The organism is Zhongshania sp. R06B22 (genome assembly GCF_040892595.1).
GTDB lineage: Bacteria > Pseudomonadota > Gammaproteobacteria > Pseudomonadales > Spongiibacteraceae > Spongiibacter > Spongiibacter arctica.
Genome location: NZ_JBFRYB010000001.1, coordinates 2,533,154 through 2,549,612 on the forward strand (window position 1 = coordinate 2,533,154; position 16,459 = coordinate 2,549,612).

Annotated in this window: 14 protein-coding genes; 12 read left to right on the forward strand and 2 right to left on the reverse strand. The window is 47.8% G+C overall.

What is annotated here, in order from left to right; translation table 11 throughout:
* Positions 1-175 precede the first annotated feature (175 nt).
* The 8 genes from cpaB to AB4875_RS11600 are packed head-to-tail and all read left to right on the forward strand — an operon-like array spanning position 176 to position 8,481.
* Positions 176-1,099, forward strand: a complete 924-nt coding sequence (gene cpaB / locus AB4875_RS11565) for a Flp pilus assembly protein CpaB (RefSeq protein ID WP_368376209.1) — start codon at positions 176-178, stop codon at positions 1,097-1,099.
* A gap of 41 nt (positions 1,100-1,140) precedes the next feature.
* On the forward strand, positions 1,141-2,454 hold the full coding sequence (locus AB4875_RS11570; protein WP_368376210.1) for a type II and III secretion system protein family protein: 1,314 nt from the start codon (positions 1,141-1,143) through the stop codon (positions 2,452-2,454).
* 17 nt (positions 2,455-2,471) lie between these two features.
* Positions 2,472-3,725, forward strand: a complete 1,254-nt coding sequence (locus AB4875_RS11575) for a TadA family conjugal transfer-associated ATPase (RefSeq protein WP_368376211.1) — start codon at positions 2,472-2,474, stop codon at positions 3,723-3,725.
* Between the two features lie 17 nt (positions 3,726-3,742).
* Positions 3,743-4,606 (forward strand): type II secretion system F family protein, encoded by an 864-nt coding sequence (locus AB4875_RS11580; RefSeq protein ID WP_368376212.1) that lies wholly within the window; start codon positions 3,743-3,745, stop codon positions 4,604-4,606.
* 11 nt (positions 4,607-4,617) lie between these two features.
* Positions 4,618-5,487, forward strand: coding sequence for a type II secretion system F family protein (locus tag AB4875_RS11585; RefSeq protein ID WP_368376213.1), 870 nt, complete (start codon positions 4,618-4,620; stop codon positions 5,485-5,487).
* 14 nt (positions 5,488-5,501) lie between these two features.
* Positions 5,502-6,203 carry a tetratricopeptide repeat protein gene (locus AB4875_RS11590; protein ID WP_368376214.1) on the forward strand — a complete coding sequence of 234 codons (702 nt, stop codon included), beginning with the start codon at positions 5,502-5,504 and terminating at the stop codon, positions 6,201-6,203.
* On the forward strand, positions 6,200-6,469 hold the full coding sequence (locus tag AB4875_RS11595) for a DUF3613 domain-containing protein (protein ID WP_368376215.1): 270 nt from the start codon (positions 6,200-6,202) through the stop codon (positions 6,467-6,469). The genes AB4875_RS11590 and AB4875_RS11595 overlap by 4 nt, the downstream gene beginning before the upstream one ends.
* A gap of 5 nt (positions 6,470-6,474) precedes the next feature.
* Positions 6,475-8,481, forward strand: a complete 2,007-nt coding sequence (locus tag AB4875_RS11600; protein WP_368376216.1) for a pilus assembly protein TadG-related protein — start codon at positions 6,475-6,477, stop codon at positions 8,479-8,481.
* A gap of 72 nt (positions 8,482-8,553) precedes the next feature.
* Here the strand turns inward: AB4875_RS11600 and AB4875_RS11605 are convergent, their stop codons facing one another.
* Complete coding sequence (locus AB4875_RS11605) at positions 8,554-9,294, reverse strand: phosphatase PAP2 family protein (RefSeq protein ID WP_368376217.1); 741 nt, start codon at positions 9,292-9,294, stop codon at positions 8,554-8,556.
* Between the two features lie 668 nt (positions 9,295-9,962).
* Between AB4875_RS11605 and AB4875_RS11610 the strand changes: the two genes are divergently transcribed.
* Entirely contained in the window at positions 9,963-11,123 is a 1,161-nt protein-coding gene (locus AB4875_RS11610; protein ID WP_368376218.1) for a PilT/PilU family type 4a pilus ATPase, read from the forward strand.
* Between the two features lie 67 nt (positions 11,124-11,190).
* On the opposite strand, the gene recA is transcribed toward AB4875_RS11610, so the two are convergent.
* Complete coding sequence (gene recA / locus AB4875_RS11615; RefSeq protein WP_368376219.1) at positions 11,191-12,219, reverse strand: recombinase RecA; 1,029 nt, start codon at positions 12,217-12,219, stop codon at positions 11,191-11,193.
* A 279-nt stretch (positions 12,220-12,498) separates the two neighbouring features.
* Between recA and AB4875_RS11620 the strand changes: the two genes are divergently transcribed.
* The 3 genes from AB4875_RS11620 to fdxA all read left to right on the forward strand — a co-directional run bounded on the left by AB4875_RS11620 (position 12,499) and on the right by fdxA (position 16,425).
* Positions 12,499-13,197: a spermidine synthase gene (locus tag AB4875_RS11620; protein ID WP_368376220.1), complete on the forward strand. Its 699-nt coding sequence runs from the start codon at positions 12,499-12,501 to the stop codon at positions 13,195-13,197.
* Between the two features lie 171 nt (positions 13,198-13,368).
* Positions 13,369-15,951: a DNA mismatch repair protein MutS gene (mutS, locus tag AB4875_RS11625; RefSeq protein WP_368376221.1), complete on the forward strand. Its 2,583-nt coding sequence runs from the start codon at positions 13,369-13,371 to the stop codon at positions 15,949-15,951.
* Between the two features lie 150 nt (positions 15,952-16,101).
* Complete coding sequence (gene fdxA, locus AB4875_RS11630) at positions 16,102-16,425, forward strand: ferredoxin FdxA (protein ID WP_368376222.1); 324 nt, start codon at positions 16,102-16,104, stop codon at positions 16,423-16,425.
* Positions 16,426-16,459: the final 34 nt, after the last annotated feature.

Genomic DNA, 16,459 nt, shown 5'->3' on the forward strand with positions numbered 1-16,459 from the left:
TGGCGGTACTCCTTAGTAAGTATATATTTAAGCCCCCGCTTACTTCCTGGATACAAGCCGCAGGCCTCATACGTATCAGCCACAATAGAATCACTATTACACAATGCTTAGTATTGAGTTCAAGACTGCGGTAGCAACTAGAACAGACGTTTATTGATCTTTTAGGGATACGACTATGCAAGCAAGGACTTTAAAAATTATCGCGGCGCTGCTAATTATCAGCGCGGTATTCATGGGGATAATTGGCTACAAAATAAGTCAGGAAGACTCATCCAAGAGTCGACCAACGTCACAAATACAAACAAGTGCGGCAGAACAAAGTAATTTTGCCTACGCGCAAAAGCTACTTATTGCAAACCGTAGTATGAACAAAGGCGAAATCATTACTGCCGAAGACATACAGCTTATCCCCTACCCACTACTTGTTGACGGCAGCTACACCAAGGTCGCCGATATAATAAACAAGAAACTAGAGTCTAAGGTTGCTGTGGGCGCAGTGATTCGGAGCAGTGATTTTGAAAAGCAAAGTACCTTGGCTCCGCATATAAATCCCGGCTACCGCGCACTGTCTATTAAGGTGAATGAAGCATCAAGCGCCGGCGGTTTTTTACAACCAGGGGATCGAGTTGACATTATTTTCACCGCTAGGGCATCCAAAGACACCTACAACAAAAGTATGTCACGTCGTCTACTTCAGAATATTCGACTCATAGCATTCGGTACCGATGTTGAGCGCAACGACAAAAATATTGAGGTCTCCGAGGGCAAGAAAAAGTCTTCGGCGAAAGCCGAGAAAGAATCCGGAAAAAGTAGTCGATCGGCGGTTCTTGAAATTGCCTTGGAAGATATTCCGGTTATAACACTAGCCGAAGAAAGTGGAGAGCTGCGCTTAGTAGTAGTAGGCGAAGCAGATATGGCTTCCACCAAAGCTGATCAGCTGAACCCCACTGATTCACAGCAAACTCTTAGCAAGCACATGAGTGACGCCGACCGAACTGCATTCATTCGCGACGTTACTGGATTGAAACCGTCACCACCACCTAAATCGGTGTATGTGTATAGCGGTGATTCTGTAGAAACTATTACGGTACGCAAATAATGAAAGCGAGCGAAACCCAAGGCATAAACGGAGTATCCAAAATGAAAAAAGGATTTATATTCAGCTTGCTGCTTGCGCTCGTCACCGTCGCCGAAGCCAGCCCATACAAAACACTGCGTATGACGACGGGCGAACAGCAGGCCTTGACTACACAGCACAGCGTTAAACGAAGCGCGATAGGCAACCCCGCCATCGCGAGTTTAAAAGTGCTCAATTCAAAGCAATTTTTGCTGACTGCAAAGCAAATTGGCTCTACCCAGCTTTTACTTTGGCAAGGTAGTGGTGAACCCACCACCTTCAAAATTGACGTAGTACCCGATATGGCTAGTTCAACGACCCAGGGTATTGCTGTAGATGCCGTAGGCGACAAGATCGTTCTGCGGGGTAAAACCCAATCACTTAGCCAGCACGACCAGCTCATGATGTCTGCAGGTGCGAATGTCGTAGACAATACGGTCCAAGAAGGCGCGGTTCAGGTTCAAACTGATATTCGGATTATCGAATACAGCCGCTCACAGTTAAAACAAATTGGCAGCGCCTTAGCTTACGCAGGAGGTGACACTGCACTGGCCCTGGGTTCTGCAAGTTTAATACCTTCTATTTCTGGTATTAGCGATATTGTTTCATTAATGAGTGGACTGACAACCACCGGCAACTCATCGTCCATTCTAATCGGCCATGCCGGCAAAAACTTTAGCGCTGCCGTCAATGCTCTGCAACAAAATGGCTATGCTTACACCTTGGCCGAGCCCTCGCTAGTTAGCCTGTCGGGGCAAACAGCAAGTTTCTTAGCCGGCGGTGAGTTCCCCTACCCGGTGGCAAATAACGAGGGCCAAGTACAAATTGAGTTTAAAGAGTTTGGCGTCCGCCTTCGCCTGACACCGACCATACTAAGCGAAAACAGTATTATGCTTAAAGTCGCGCCTGAAGTGAGCGACCTAGACTTCAGCAGCGGCGTGCAAGCCAGTGGTGTTTCGGTGCCGGCTTTACGGGTCCGCCGCACAGACACCACGATTCAACTTGCTCCTGGTGAAAGTTTTATTATCAGTGGTCTTGTAACTCGTAATACCTATAACAACGCCGACAAAATACCCGGACTTGGCGACATTCCCATTCTTGGCGCCCTCTTCCGCTCTACTCGATTTGAGCAAGACGATAAAGAGCTTGTAATGGTGGTGACACCCCACTTGGTAAAACCGATGGCCAGAAATACTGTGCTTAAAGAGTTGCCAGGGGAGATCTATCAAGATTACACGCCATCGTTTACCAGCATGTTATTTGGGAATCCGCAAAAGGGTTCAAAAACATCAAAGTCACAACCTTCGCCAGAAGCCGGCGTCGGCTTTTCTAACTGATTATTAGGTATTCCGTCATGAGACTCATAGACCGCAGAACACCAAGTAAGCCAGTCGCACCTACTGACGATTATGAAAAACTGAAGTCAGATATGCATAAGTTTGTTATTGATAGAATTGAAGATGACAAAATTATTTACGATGATAATCAGAAAAAGCTTGAGGAGGCTATTTCCGCCTATATCCGTCAGTACTGCCGAATTTATGAAGCGACAATTGATCGGGAAACCTTTCTGTCATTAGAAAAACATCTATTAAATGAAATTGTTGGTTTTGGTCCTCTGCAAAGTCTACTAGATGACCCAAGTATTAATGACATATTAATTAATGGTCCACGTAATATCTATGTTGAACGCGATGGCGTGCTTGAAAAAGCCGACATGCGCTTTCTGGATAATCGCCACGTGCTACGAGTTATTCGCCGCATGATTTCACCACTGGGACGCCGTATTGACGAATCTAGTCCCATTGTTGATGGACGACTTGCAGATGGCAGCCGTATCAATGCCATTGTGCCTCCACTCGCCCTCGACGGCCCCTGCCTTTCAATTCGTAAATTTCGTAAGGATCCACTTACTGCGCAAGAACTCCTAGCAACAGGCTCAATCAGTGAGGACGTACTCGAATATCTCACCAATGCCGTTGCCAACCGAACTAATATTCTAATTAGCGGCGCAACTGGCTCAGGTAAAACCACGCTACTCAATATACTTAGTCAATTTATCCCCGGCACAGAGCGGATTGTGACTATCGAGGATGCCGCCGAGCTTCAGCTTCGTAACGGCCACGTCGTTCGCTTAGAAACACGTCCAGAAAATAACGAAGGCGTAGGGGAAATCACCGCGAGAGAACTCGTTAAAAACTCCCTCCGTATGCGCCCAGACCGCATCATTGTCGGCGAGAGTCGCGGAGGCGAAATACTCGACGTTTTACAGGCGATGAACACTGGACACAATGGCTCCATGAGTACGGTACACGCGAACTCAGCGCGCGACGCGATCACCCGCTTGGAAATGATGGTGGGAATATCAGGGTTCAAGGGAAGCGGTGAGTTAATTTTAAAAATGATTGGCAGTGCACTCGACTTGATTGTACACATTGGCCGCAAAGCTGACGGACGCCGCTGTGTGCTGCAAATCTCTGAACTGCATGTGATAAATAACGAGCTGACGCTGAAAGATATATTTATATACGATGACGCAAGCCGGAAAGTTCTGCGCGTTGATGGTACTAAGAGCTCAGCTCGCGCCCCCGATTTAGCCAAGGTCTGAGCTTAAGGAAATACGCTATGTTATGGATCGCACTCGCTTTACTTCTAGCCGGATTGGCCTTCGTGGTAATTATGCTTATCGGCGGGGAATCAGAAGCAGCCACCCCAGAAAACGAAATAGTAGCAGATGCAGGCTCTCAGCTACCCGCGGCACTAGAGAACTACCTGGGTAGCAATGGCGTTGAATTACCACCGACCATTGTCTATGGCGCGATAGCTATCACCGTTACGGGAATCGCCCTAAGTTTACTTATCCTGCCCTTGAAACTTGGCGTCCTCGCCGCTGCAGGAGTTTTATTTACTGCGTATTCAATGGTGAAAATTATTGGCGCGCAGCGCCGCGCAAAAATGCTAAGCCAGCTACCCTCATTTATTAATCAGGTCACGCGCCGGCTCTCCGCGGGTATTTCAGTGGAAAACGCCTTTGCCGATTCGGTAGAAACACTGGAGCGTCCACTTGGTACGGTCATGAGACGAATCGTTCGCCGTGTCCACTACGGTTACGATCTTCATCAAGCGTTTGAACGCGAAGCACGTGTTAACCAGTTGAGTGAATTTGATGTACTGGCAACCGCCTTACGTATTAATGAACAATACGGTGGCAGTATCCGCTCAATTCTCGATGACATCGTCGATATTCTAAGAATGCAGGACTCCGGAAAAAGAGAGCTCAGCGCAATGACAGGCGAAACCAGAGTGACGGCTGCGATTCTTGCCGCCTTGCCGCCTGGCATTGCAGCCTACACCTTTTTTAATAACCCTAAGTTCCTAACGGATATGTGGAACAGCGCAGGCGGTCAACAAACATTAATTATAGCCATTGTCATGCAAGTGCTTGGGGTTATTGTTTTGTGGCGCATGATTCGATCAATTGGGGCATAAGGAGAATTAACATGGAAGCACACCACCTCTATTACATTATCGGCGCGGTGATACTCTGTACAGCTCCCGTATTGCTGCTGGCTATTGCGCACGTAGAGACAGCATCATCTGGAAAACCAGCAGAATTTGAATTTAGCTCAAAAGATATGTGGCGCCAGTTACGGGAAGAGAACACCCACATAGCATCTTTGTCTCAACTATTAAGACGCGCTGGATTGCTGAACACCCAGCAGCAAGTTAATGCAATATCCATAACACTCATTGCGATTATCTGCACAGCTACCTGTCTTGGTATATATACATATTTCAATGGCACCCCCGCAACAACCATACTACTCGTCATTACAGCAGGTTTTGTGTTGTTGGTTTACTCGGCGTATTTCTTCCTAAAGAAAATCGCAGAGAGTCGCCAAGAGAAACTTAACCAAGAAACCCTGATACTGGTGCAAACAACAAGGATGCTATGGCGCGTGGGCTTATCACTACCAAAAACACTGGCGATTATATGCGATCAACTCCGCAATTTAGCGCCGACTTGCTCGCAGGAATTGCAGCTCGCTGTAAATAAAATTGAATCCGGACAGAGCCAGGAAGAATCATTGTATGAGCTTATCGGATGCACAAATGCTGAGGGTTTCAAAGAATACCTAATTGTTGTTCGCCAGCAAGCAATCACCGGTGGCAGCATAGATAAAGCACTCGACGAGCTCTACAAACTGCTCCAAAACCGCAGAAAGCTAGACCTACAAGAGCAAGTTAACAAGATGTCAGGAAAGATGTCCCTAGTCATGATGGTATTTCTATTCCCTGCCCTTTTAATCGTAGTAGCCGGGCCAGCCCTTATGTCAATTTCACTGGCACTAGGTAATCTCGGCAACTAAGGAAGGAGTTTTACGTGAATAAATTATCTGCCTCAGTTTGTTTCATCGCGCTGATCATTACTAGCGGCTGTGCCAATATGCCTGCGACTAAACAAGTTTCAGCTAGTAATTGCAATGTACCGATTAGCAAGGAAGAAAGTGTCACCCTCGATTTAATCGAACAACAGATAACTGAAAAGCAGTACTACTCGGCACTAGCGTATCTTGAGAAGGCGCCAGATAGCTCACCGAGAGTATTAAGGCTGCGTGCCGAAGCTCAGCGCAATACCGGCATGCTAGATGAGGCATACACAAGTTACCGCAATTTAAGCCTAAGCTGCATGGCCGCCTTTGGCCACGCCGGTATGGCGAAGATCTTAGCGACCCGTGGTGATATTCCACAGGCGCACCAACAAATGCTTAAAGCGCGCCGCCTAGCACCCAGCAATGCCGACATTCGCAATGATTACGGCTTTATTTTACTAGCGCATAAGAACTTTAAGGGAGCGCAACGTGAGTTTATGACCGCGCTCCAGTTACAACCAGGCCACCCGGTTGCCATTCGCAATATGGTTATGAGCCTGATTTTAGACGGTGACAGCCGAACGGCCCTTCGCATGGCGAAGAATAACGACATTCCGTCATCAGAATTCCGCAATTTACTTGCCCAAGCTAACGCTTTTAAAGAACCAGTACTCGCTGGAAGCAATAACTTCAAAAAAGGAGCTCCACTATGAAAATTTTACCAGCAATGCTTTTACTATCAGCTTCTGTGCTTTCAGCCACCGCCTTTGCTGAGCCAGAGGTTATTTACACGCCGAACACCACGCCGCAAACAGCGACCCACCGTTTACTTGACGTGCAACGATCAGGGCAAAATGCGAGCACCGAGGAACAATACCTGAGCGGCAAAGTGAACACACAAATTTACGAGCGTTACGTGAAAAGCTTCTCGAGACCCATACCAGAGCGCTTTAGTTCAGACACGTTCACGGAAGAGTAACTAGCATGCAAGCACAGCGACTTACACGAGACAGGCTACCTCATTATCAGCGCGGAGTAACAACACTATTCGCGGTGTTAATGATGCTGAGTTTACTAACTTTTGTCGCTGTAGTTACCGACACCGGGCGCCTGTATTTAGAAAAGCGCTCCTTGCAAAAAAATGCTGATCTAGCCGCAATGGAGACCGCACTACTCTATTGTCGGGATCATTCACTAGATGTTGAGTCGTTAACGATAGCGGATATGAACGTGCTGTCTGCTAGTCGAAATGATTTCCGAGGCAATGATACTAACAGTGGCGTCGTTGTGACCAGAAATGGAAACGCTGTCACGGTTGTGCTGTCCTATGGTGTGCCCGCCTCACTATTTGAACAATTACTTCCCAGCGACGACAACACAGTCAATCTGAGCGCAAGCGCAACCGCCAAGGCATGCGAGCCAACCGCCCTACTATCAATCCGTTCTAGTATCGCTACCGTAGACGGCGGTTTACTAAACTCGGTTTTAGGCGGACTCCTCGGAACCACCTTAAATTTGACGGTTGGCGATTGGGAAAGCCTAATTGACACCAATATTAATCTTCTCAGTTACTTCGATGCACTAGCATCCGAAGTTGGCGTAACCGCTGGGGACTACGACAGTCTCCTCACTAGCAGTATTAGTCTAGCGGATCTACTCGACGTTGGCGCCAATGTATTGAGTGCCGACGGGGCAAGTGCAGTGGCAGTTAGCGCCTTAGAATCAATATCTGCAGATATTCCGCTGGCGACACCAAATATAAATCTCGCCGAGATTTTAGCGATACAAAATGATGCTTCCAAGACCTCACTGGATGTTAATCTACCGCTAATGCAGTTAGTTGAAAGTAGTATTCAGCTCGCCAATAGCAACAGTAGTATTGCTGCCGACGTTGACGTCGCCCTTGGTATTGCTGACGCGACGGTTCGCCTAAAAGTCACCGAGCCAGCCCAAACCGCTATTGGCAACCCAGACCTTGCGGCGGTCGACCCCTACGGCAACAATGCTATTTATGTGGATACCGCACAAGTAAAAGCCTTTGTTTCACTTGATTTGCCGATTGTGGGAGCCCTACTGAATAATCTCACCGCCTTACTGTCGGCACCCCTCGTCTCCGATGTAAGCAATGTTGTTAATAGCCTTCTTTCGCTCAATTTAATCGGAGCGCTTGGCGATATCTTATGTCTTGTCACATGCGTTGATGAAAAGGATCAGGTTGATATTCAAATTCTGGCCTCGCCGCGAATTGATATTGCCATTACTGCTGGTAGTGGCGAAGCTCGCCTTATCGATGCAGACTGCGATATGGATGGCACTAAAATCTTGAACGCCGACGTGTCGACCTCGGTAGCCTCGGTCGCGCTGGGACAGTTCGGCACAGATACCGAAGATGCTTCTAGCAATGTATTTTCTAGTGATCCATTAACAGTAGATCCAATACCCCTAATCGATATTGGTACCATTCGCGTAAGAAAAACCTGTGTCATTATCTTCGGATGCAGTTACCAGTATCAGCGTGGGGCTGGCTGGACTTCAGACAAAGCGTTAGCTGATAGACAAGCATTTGCGGGCGGCGGAATCGGCCTCAAGTTAGACACAACAATCCTTGGCGACGGGCCAGAGAGTTTAGCAACGTTTGAAAATAACCCAGATGACACGTATTTACCCGATGTGAAAGCCGATATTGAAAATTCCTTTCAGGCGTTTTCTGCTGACGACCCGGTAGCAAGTATAGCTAGCACACTTACCGGCGTTGAATTGCAGTTCTATGAGCCTAGCAACGGGAACTTACTAGGTGGCGTACTCAGTCTAGTTGGAGCTACCGCTAGCACCTTGGTTTCCGATATTAATGGCATTCTAGCCGCCGCGCTATCTCCTGTCTTAGACCCCTTGGTAAACGAGCTACTGGATACGCTTGGTGTCTCCTTAGCCAACGCCGAAGTAGGCGCCGCACTGACCTGTGAGAACGACAAGGTGAGACTAACAAATTAATTACCACTATAAAATTACTAACAACCGGGGCACTAGCCAAAACGGTGGCCCGTCACTACAAATTATACGGGGCTACTCTGGCATATTGCGGGTTAGATATTGGCTACATTTCCAAACTAGTACGGTCACCATTATCGCCAAATAGCCGTCAATGGCGTAATGCCAGGCAAGGTGTACTGATCCAATTAGTATCATAACAAAGAACACACTAGAAAATATTCGCGGCATCACTCTCTTAGTCCGCCAACTTATTATTAAGATAAGAGTCGCCACCGAAACATGCATACTTGGCATGGAGGATATTCCCGCCGCCGGGCTCAGCGTAGAATTTTGATAAAGTGTCCACAGCTGTTCCTGAGCCTGTAAAGCCAAAATAGGATATTCAACATTGCTACTGTGAAGATAATTCATCAATGCGTAAAACGGATTTATAAGATCAGGATATGCCTGCGCATAGAAAGCGGGACCTACTGATGAGAACAAGACCGCAAGCGCACTGCCATTTATTATCCAGCACAAGATATAACTACTCATAAATCGTTTACGAAGCACATCATTATTAGAAGAAAACAAAAACCAAACTACAAATGTCATCATGACAATAAACCACAAGCCATAAACGATATCGACAATACGAGTAATGAGTGCCCAAGACACCAAGGGATGGATAAGCTCCCAAGGTGCAAACCCACCATGGATGATATTATCGACATCCGCTAACAAGGGGTCCCAGCTAAATGAGTTTATTTCAGGAATTACTGCTTTGAAGGACGTCATTGCCGATAGGAATATGCACAATACTAATAGGCTCAAGCATCCCCGTGTAGTAGAAGGTCGTTTGAGCCAATTCAAAAGGTCGTTGTATAAATATGACATCAATCTATTGGGTCGGATTCTAATCATGACGAAAACGATATAGGCGGCGTAAAACAACATTCCGTATGGAATAAACTGGAACAATGCAAGCTTGATATAGATAAGTATAGAAAACCGATCGCCAAGCTCATAGTAGTGCGTTATAAGCCAAGCACCTGAAATATAGAGTAAGACGCAGCTATAAAAAAACCAATCGCTTTTAAGTGACATTCTCAAATTTTGGAGAATTTTATGCATTGCAATGACTGCCGTAATAATCAATATATACGCCGCAAAACCTAATATTTTGCCTCAGCGATGGAACACTAATCTGCAACTTGATAATCAAGCCTAGAGACATCTAGTCTATCATTTTTTGGTGACACTGATCCCTTTGCCAAAGAACACTACCGCCTGAATGCTCACACAGCCCGACGGTAATACGCAGACCGAACTCATTGACAAGGATTAAACAAATTTAGTACAGAAATTCTGCTAGTCTAAAGAGAACATCAATATTTATTTTAGCTTGAACAGAAAGACAAGAATAAGGCCGCTACCCGGCCGAACTTTTTAGACATTCATGATAACAATACAATATCAATGCCAGTTTACGAGAAGCAGCTATGACCTTTGACGATTACCTAACAATCCTAGCCAAAAACGACGGTTCAGATCTATTTCTTAGTACTGGAGCGCCACCCTGTGCGAAATTTCATGGCAAGCTAAAGCCTCTCCGCAAAGAGCCCTTTCTTCCCGGTGAAATAAAGTCGATTGCCTACGCCATGATGGACAGTGAGCAGGTAGCAGAGTTTGAGCAAGAATTAGAAATGAATTTGGCCTACCATATTCCCCGCGTCGGCCGCTTTAGGGTAAACATATTCAAACAACGCAACGAAATCTCACTGGTTGCCCGAAATATCGTCACCGACATCCCCAATGTTGATGCGCTAGGTCTACCACCTATTCTAAAAGACGTCATTATGACTAAACGCGGTTTAGTCCTCTTTGTGGGTGCGACCGGCTCCGGAAAATCAACCTCACTCGCTGCCCTTATAGACCACCGCAACACCAATAGCAGCGGCCACATTATTACCATTGAAGATCCCATTGAATTTCTACATAAGCATAAGCGCAGCATTATCAATCAACGTGAAATAGGCATGGATACCCGAAGTTTCCACCAAGCTCTTAAAAACACCTTGAGACAGGCCCCGGACGTAATCCTAATTGGCGAGATTCGCGATCGCGAAACGATGGAGCACGCCCTCGCCTTCGCTGAAACCGGGCATCTGTGTATCTCTACCCTCCATGCGAATAATGCCAACCAAGCACTGGATCGAATTATTAACTTCTTTCCCGAGGAAAGGCGCAATCAGCTATTACTCGACTTATCACTTAACTTGAAATGCTTTGTTTCACAGCGTTTAGTACCCACTGAGGATGGCAAACGGGCGGCGGCAATAGAAATCCTGCTAGGCACACCCACGGTTGCACAGGCAATCCACAAAGGTGAGATAGAAACGATTAAAGAGATTATGAGTAAATCTGAAAATGCCGGCATGCAGACCTTCGACTCGGCCTTATTCAAACTCTACGAAAGCGGCAAAATCTCCTTTGAGGATGCCCTAAAAAATGCGGATTCGGCAAATAACTTACGGCTTCAAATAAAGCTGCGTAGCAGCCGTGGTATACCAGAGGGAAGTGCTGAAGAAATAGAGAAGCAAGAACAAGCAAGTTCCTTTTCTCTCAGCATTGAAACGGATGAGGACAGCGAGCCGCAGTAAAAAACTTTCCATACGGTCTAGAAGAGCAGCTAAGCAGAAAAATCATTCTGCCTAGCTGCATATCAATTTACTCAGCTTCCACTGCATCAGCTACTTTTTTAACAGTGGGTTTTGGTAGTAATTCTTCCCGAATCTTGCCTTCAATCTCCGCAGCAGACTCAGGATTTTCAGCCAGGTACTTAGCAGCATTCGCCTTACCCTGGCCTATTTTATCCCCTTTATAGGCATACCAGGCACCAGACTTATCTACTAGACCTAGCTTAACACCCAGATCAATGACTTCTCCCAATCGATAAATACCGCGGCCATAAAGTATTTGGAACTCAGCCTGCTTAAACGGCGGCGCAACCTTATTTTTAACCACCTTCACACGGGTTTCGTTACCAGTGACCTCTTCGCCTTCTTTTACCGCACCGATGCGACGAATATCTAATCGCACAGAGGCATAAAATTTAAGCGCATTACCACCAGAGGTGGTCTCTGGGTTACCAAACATGACACCAATTTTCATACGAATTTGGTTAATAAAGATAACCAGCGTATTAGTCTGTTTGATACTACCAGTCAATTTACGTAACGCCTGTGACATTAAGCGTGCCTGCAGACCAACATGGGCGTCGCCCATATCACCTTCGATTTCAGCCTTTGGTACCAGCGCAGCAACCGAGTCAATAACAATCACGTCAACCGAACCTGAACGCACTAACATGTCCGTAATTTCTAGGGCTTGCTCGCCGGTATCAGGCTGCGACACTAATAGCTCGTCTAGGTTAACGCCCAGCTTCTCAGCATAAATAGGATCAAGCGCGTGCTCTGCATCCACAATCGCCACTGTTTTGCCGGCTTTTTGCGCTTCGGCCATCACTTGTAAACATAGCGTAGTTTTACCTGAGGACTCAGGCCCGAAGATTTCCACAACCCGGCCGTAGGGCAAGCCACCTATGCCGAGGGCAATATCAAGACCCAGGGAGCCCGTCGACACTGAGGGCATCACTTCCCGAGAGCTGTCGCCCATTTTCATGATTGAACCCTTACCGAACTGACGCTCAATCTGGCCCAGCGCTGACTCCAGTGCTTTCTGTTTATTAGGATCCATATGCTCTCTACCCTTTGTGGAGATTGATTTTAATGGCGATGGCTAAAAGCTATCACAAGCCATACAACTGTATATATGATCAGTATTATCCGCGTGCTTGTCAATGCCCGATCGCAATTTCTTTCCGAGCCAGTCATATCCTCTTCAGAGAAGTTCACTTTAGGTCACAAAGCCCCGCCTCATAAGCTTTCATGCTCTGAGTCATCGCCCAAGGGCGAACTGTGCTAAAGTTCGCCTCCTAAAATACCAGTGCTAAATTAGCCACCTGACAGAGCCTCTATGATTCCCTGGAAAAAACTAGGTACCGCACAAATACCACATGACGGTGGTGAACTGCAGTTTTCGCGACGCGACGACGAGTTCTCCATTCGCTTATCCGGTGTTCGCGGCGAATTAATGAACAGCCGAGTCTATCACTCTGAACAAGTTTTGGCGGAACTCGGCTGCGCATCACTAAAAAATAAAGCCGATGCTCACGTGCTGGTAGGTGGGCTCGGAATGGGTTATACCTTAGCGGCGAGTTTGCACGCGGTTTCGGAGACGGCGCAAGTGACCGTCGCTGAGCTTATTCCAGAAGTAATCGAATGGAATAAAGGCCCCTTAGGCGACTGCGCAAAGCACCCCTTGCGCGACCCGCGCACCAAAGTCCACCTCGGCGATGTTGCAGAGCTCCTGGATAACCGCCCTAACAGCTACGATGCAATATTACTTGATGTCGATAATGGCCCTGAAGGCTTAACCCATAGCGATAACAATTGGCTGTACTCCCAAGACGGCTTGGAGGCAATCTCCAACACCCTACGCCCCGAAGGTATGCTGGCAATTTGGTCTGCTGGCGCCGACAGCATGTTTGCAATCAGGCTCAAAAAGGCTCGCTTTAAAGTCTCTATTCACACTGTTCGCGCCCGCCCCGGCAAAGGTAGTCGCCATACTATATTTTTGGCCCAAAAGCCTTGGCAGCCCAGCGCGAGTAATTAGCAGAGAACTCTGCAGCGCAATAGTGGTTTATTATCTGATTTGTTATTCTTGCGCTCTTTGGTCAGTGGCTTTGCATGCGCATTACTCATGGTAATGACGCAGGGCCAAGCAGCTTACTCAATGACCAGCTCTATTTACTAGCGCGCAACCAATAAGGCATATCGCAATACTATGACAATCAACGTCAACATCAGCAGCGCAGCAATAGACAGCCATACGCCGATGATGCAGCAATATTTGAAGATAAAAGCTGAGCATCCCGAGGAAATCGTTTTCTATCGCATGGGCGATTTTTACGAACTTTTCTTTGATGACGCCAAGCGCGCATCCGAACTTCTAGGCATTACCTTAACCGCTCGCGGAAAATCGGGTGGCAATCCCATACCCATGTGCGGTGTGCCCTATCATGCGGTAGAAGGCTACCTTGCCAAGCTCGTCAAAGGCGGCTGGTCAGTGGCGATTTGTGAACAAATTGGCGACCCAGCTACCAGCAAAGGACCTGTAGAGCGCGCTGTGGCAAGAATTGTTACGCCGGGCACAATCAGCGACGAAGCCTTGTTAGACGAACGCAAAGACGCCCTACTGCTAGCAGCTTGCGGGCAAGGCCAGCATATTGGCATTGCTGTTTTGGATATGAGCAGCGGCCGCTTCCAAGTACTGGAAGTGCCTAGTCACGCAGCCTTTATCAGTGAATTGCAGCGCCTGCGCCCTGCGGAATTATTAATCTCCGAAGACCTCGTTATTGATGATATGCCCAAGTTAGCGGGACTGCGCCGTCTGCCACCTTGGGAGTTCGACGTAGACACTGCCAGCCGTGGGCTCTGCCAGCACTTTGGCGTGCAAGACCTCGCCGGATTTGGCTGCGACACCTTGAGTCAAGGCATCGGCGCTGCCGGTTGTTTACTTCAATATGTAAAGGACACCCAACGCAGCGGCCTGCCCCATATTCGTCAGCTTAAACATGAATCTCGAGATGACGCCGTGGCAATGGATGCGGCCACTCGGCGGAATTTAGAACTAGACCTCAATCTCGGCGGTGGCATTGAAAACACTCTAGCCTCGGTATTTGACCGCTGCCAAACCACAATGGGAAGCCGCCTGCTGCGGCGCTGGCTGCACCGCCCGCTGCGCAAGCAGTCTATTCTTAGCGCGCGCCAAAGCGGGGTTGTCGGCCTTATTGACGGCTATCAGTTTGAGCCGGTGCGAGACACCCTAAAACAAATTGGCGACTTAGAACGCATCCTGTCTAGGGTCGCACTGCGCTCAGCACGCCCCAGAGACCTTTCACGATTACAGCGCTCCTTGGCAACACTGCCACTACTGCAAAGCCAACTCAAGCCTTTAGATATTCCCTACCTGCTGAAATTGAGTAGGGAGATTAGCGAGTTTCCAGCACTTGATGACCTTCTAGCCCGCGCGGTCGCAGAAAACCCGCCGGTTGTACTCAGAGATGGCGGAGTTATTGCCGAAGGCTACGACACGGAATTAGATGAGCTACGCAGTCTGAGCAGCGATGCCGGCGAGTTCTTATTAGCGATGGAGCGCCGCGAGCGCGAAAAGACCGGACTCAGCACCTTAAAAGTCGGTTATAACCGCGTGCACGGCTACTATATTGAAATCAGTAAACTTCAGGCGGCCCAAGCGCCCGTCGAGTACATCCGCAGACAGACCCTAAAAAATGCCGAAAGATTTATAACACCAGAATTAAAAACCTTCGAAGACAAAGCTCTAAGCAGCAAGAGCCGAGCCCTAGCGCGTGAAAAACACCTTTATGAATTGCTGCTAGACGCCGTAAACGATGAGTTGAATGAGCTACAAACAGCCTCACAGGCCTTGTGCGAGCTAGACGTCATTGCTAATTTGGCCGAGCGCGCCGTGCAACTGGACCTCTGCCAGCCAGAATTTTGCGATGCTCCTATGCTCAACATAGTGCAAGGCCGACACCCCGTCGTTGAAAGTGTACTTGATGAGCCCTTTATTGCTAACGACCTCAAGCTCGCAGAAGAGCGCCGCACCCTGATTATTACCGGCCCCAATATGGGCGGTAAGTCGACTTATATGCGCCAAACCGCGCTTATCGTATTACTAGCGCATATCGGCAGCTTCGTCCCAGCAAAGGCCGTGACGCTGAGTCTAGTAGACCAAATTTTTACCCGTATTGGTTCATCTGACGACTTGGCCGGCGGGCGGTCTACCTTTATGGTAGAAATGACTGAAACCGCCAATATCCTACATAACGCCACAGATAAAAGCTTAATACTCATGGACGAAATAGGCCGCGGCACCAGCACCTTTGATGGTCTCTCGCTCGCTTGGGCCTGCGCCATTGATTTGGCTGACCGTGTCCAAGGCTTCACCCTTTTTGCCACCCATTACTTTGAGTTAACCGTGCTACCCGAAAGCTACCCCAAAGCAGCCAATGTGCATTTAGGTGTTACCGAGCACAATGACCACATTGTCTTTCTCCATCGCGTGGAAGAAGGCCCAGCCAATCGTAGTTATGGTTTGCAAGTCGCAAAATTAGCCGGCATTCCGGCCGACGTCGTCAAAGCCGCAAAAATAAAGCTCCAGCAACTAGAAAACCAAGCCATAGGTCATGGACAATTAAACACTGCCGGGCCGCAGACAGATTTATTTTCCTCGCCCGCAGAGGAACACCCCGTCATTGGGGCACTTGAAGACATTGATCCAGACAACCTAAGCCCGCGACAGGCTCATGAACTGCTATATGCTTTAAAAGCTAAGCTGTCTTGAGCGCTCATAAATACAGCTAAGGGGTAAAAACGATTAGGCACAGATAAATTATTGTTAAGACTAAGACTATACCGATTTTTTTCACTGGTGTTACAATACGCCGCTCTAAGAATTACCACCCAAGTCAGGATTAAAAGGGGCTGACCAAAAATGACTTTTGTTGTAGGCGAAGATTGCATCAAGTGCAAACATACAGATTGTGTTGAGGTTTGTCCGGTAGATTGTTTTTACGAAGGCCCGAACTTCCTTGTTATTCACCCTGACGAGTGTATTGACTGCGCATTGTGCGAGCCAGAATGCCCGGTGAACGCGATATTCTCAGAAGACGAGCTGCCAGATGACCAGCAAGTATTCTTGGAATTGAACGCAGAACTCTCAGAAGTGTGGCCAAATATCACGGAAATGAAAGCCCCTCCGGCTGATTCAGAGGAATGGGCAGGTAAACCTGACAAGCTGCAATATCTGGAAAGATAGAACTCGCAAGGCGATATAAAGCTTGCAGACCTAA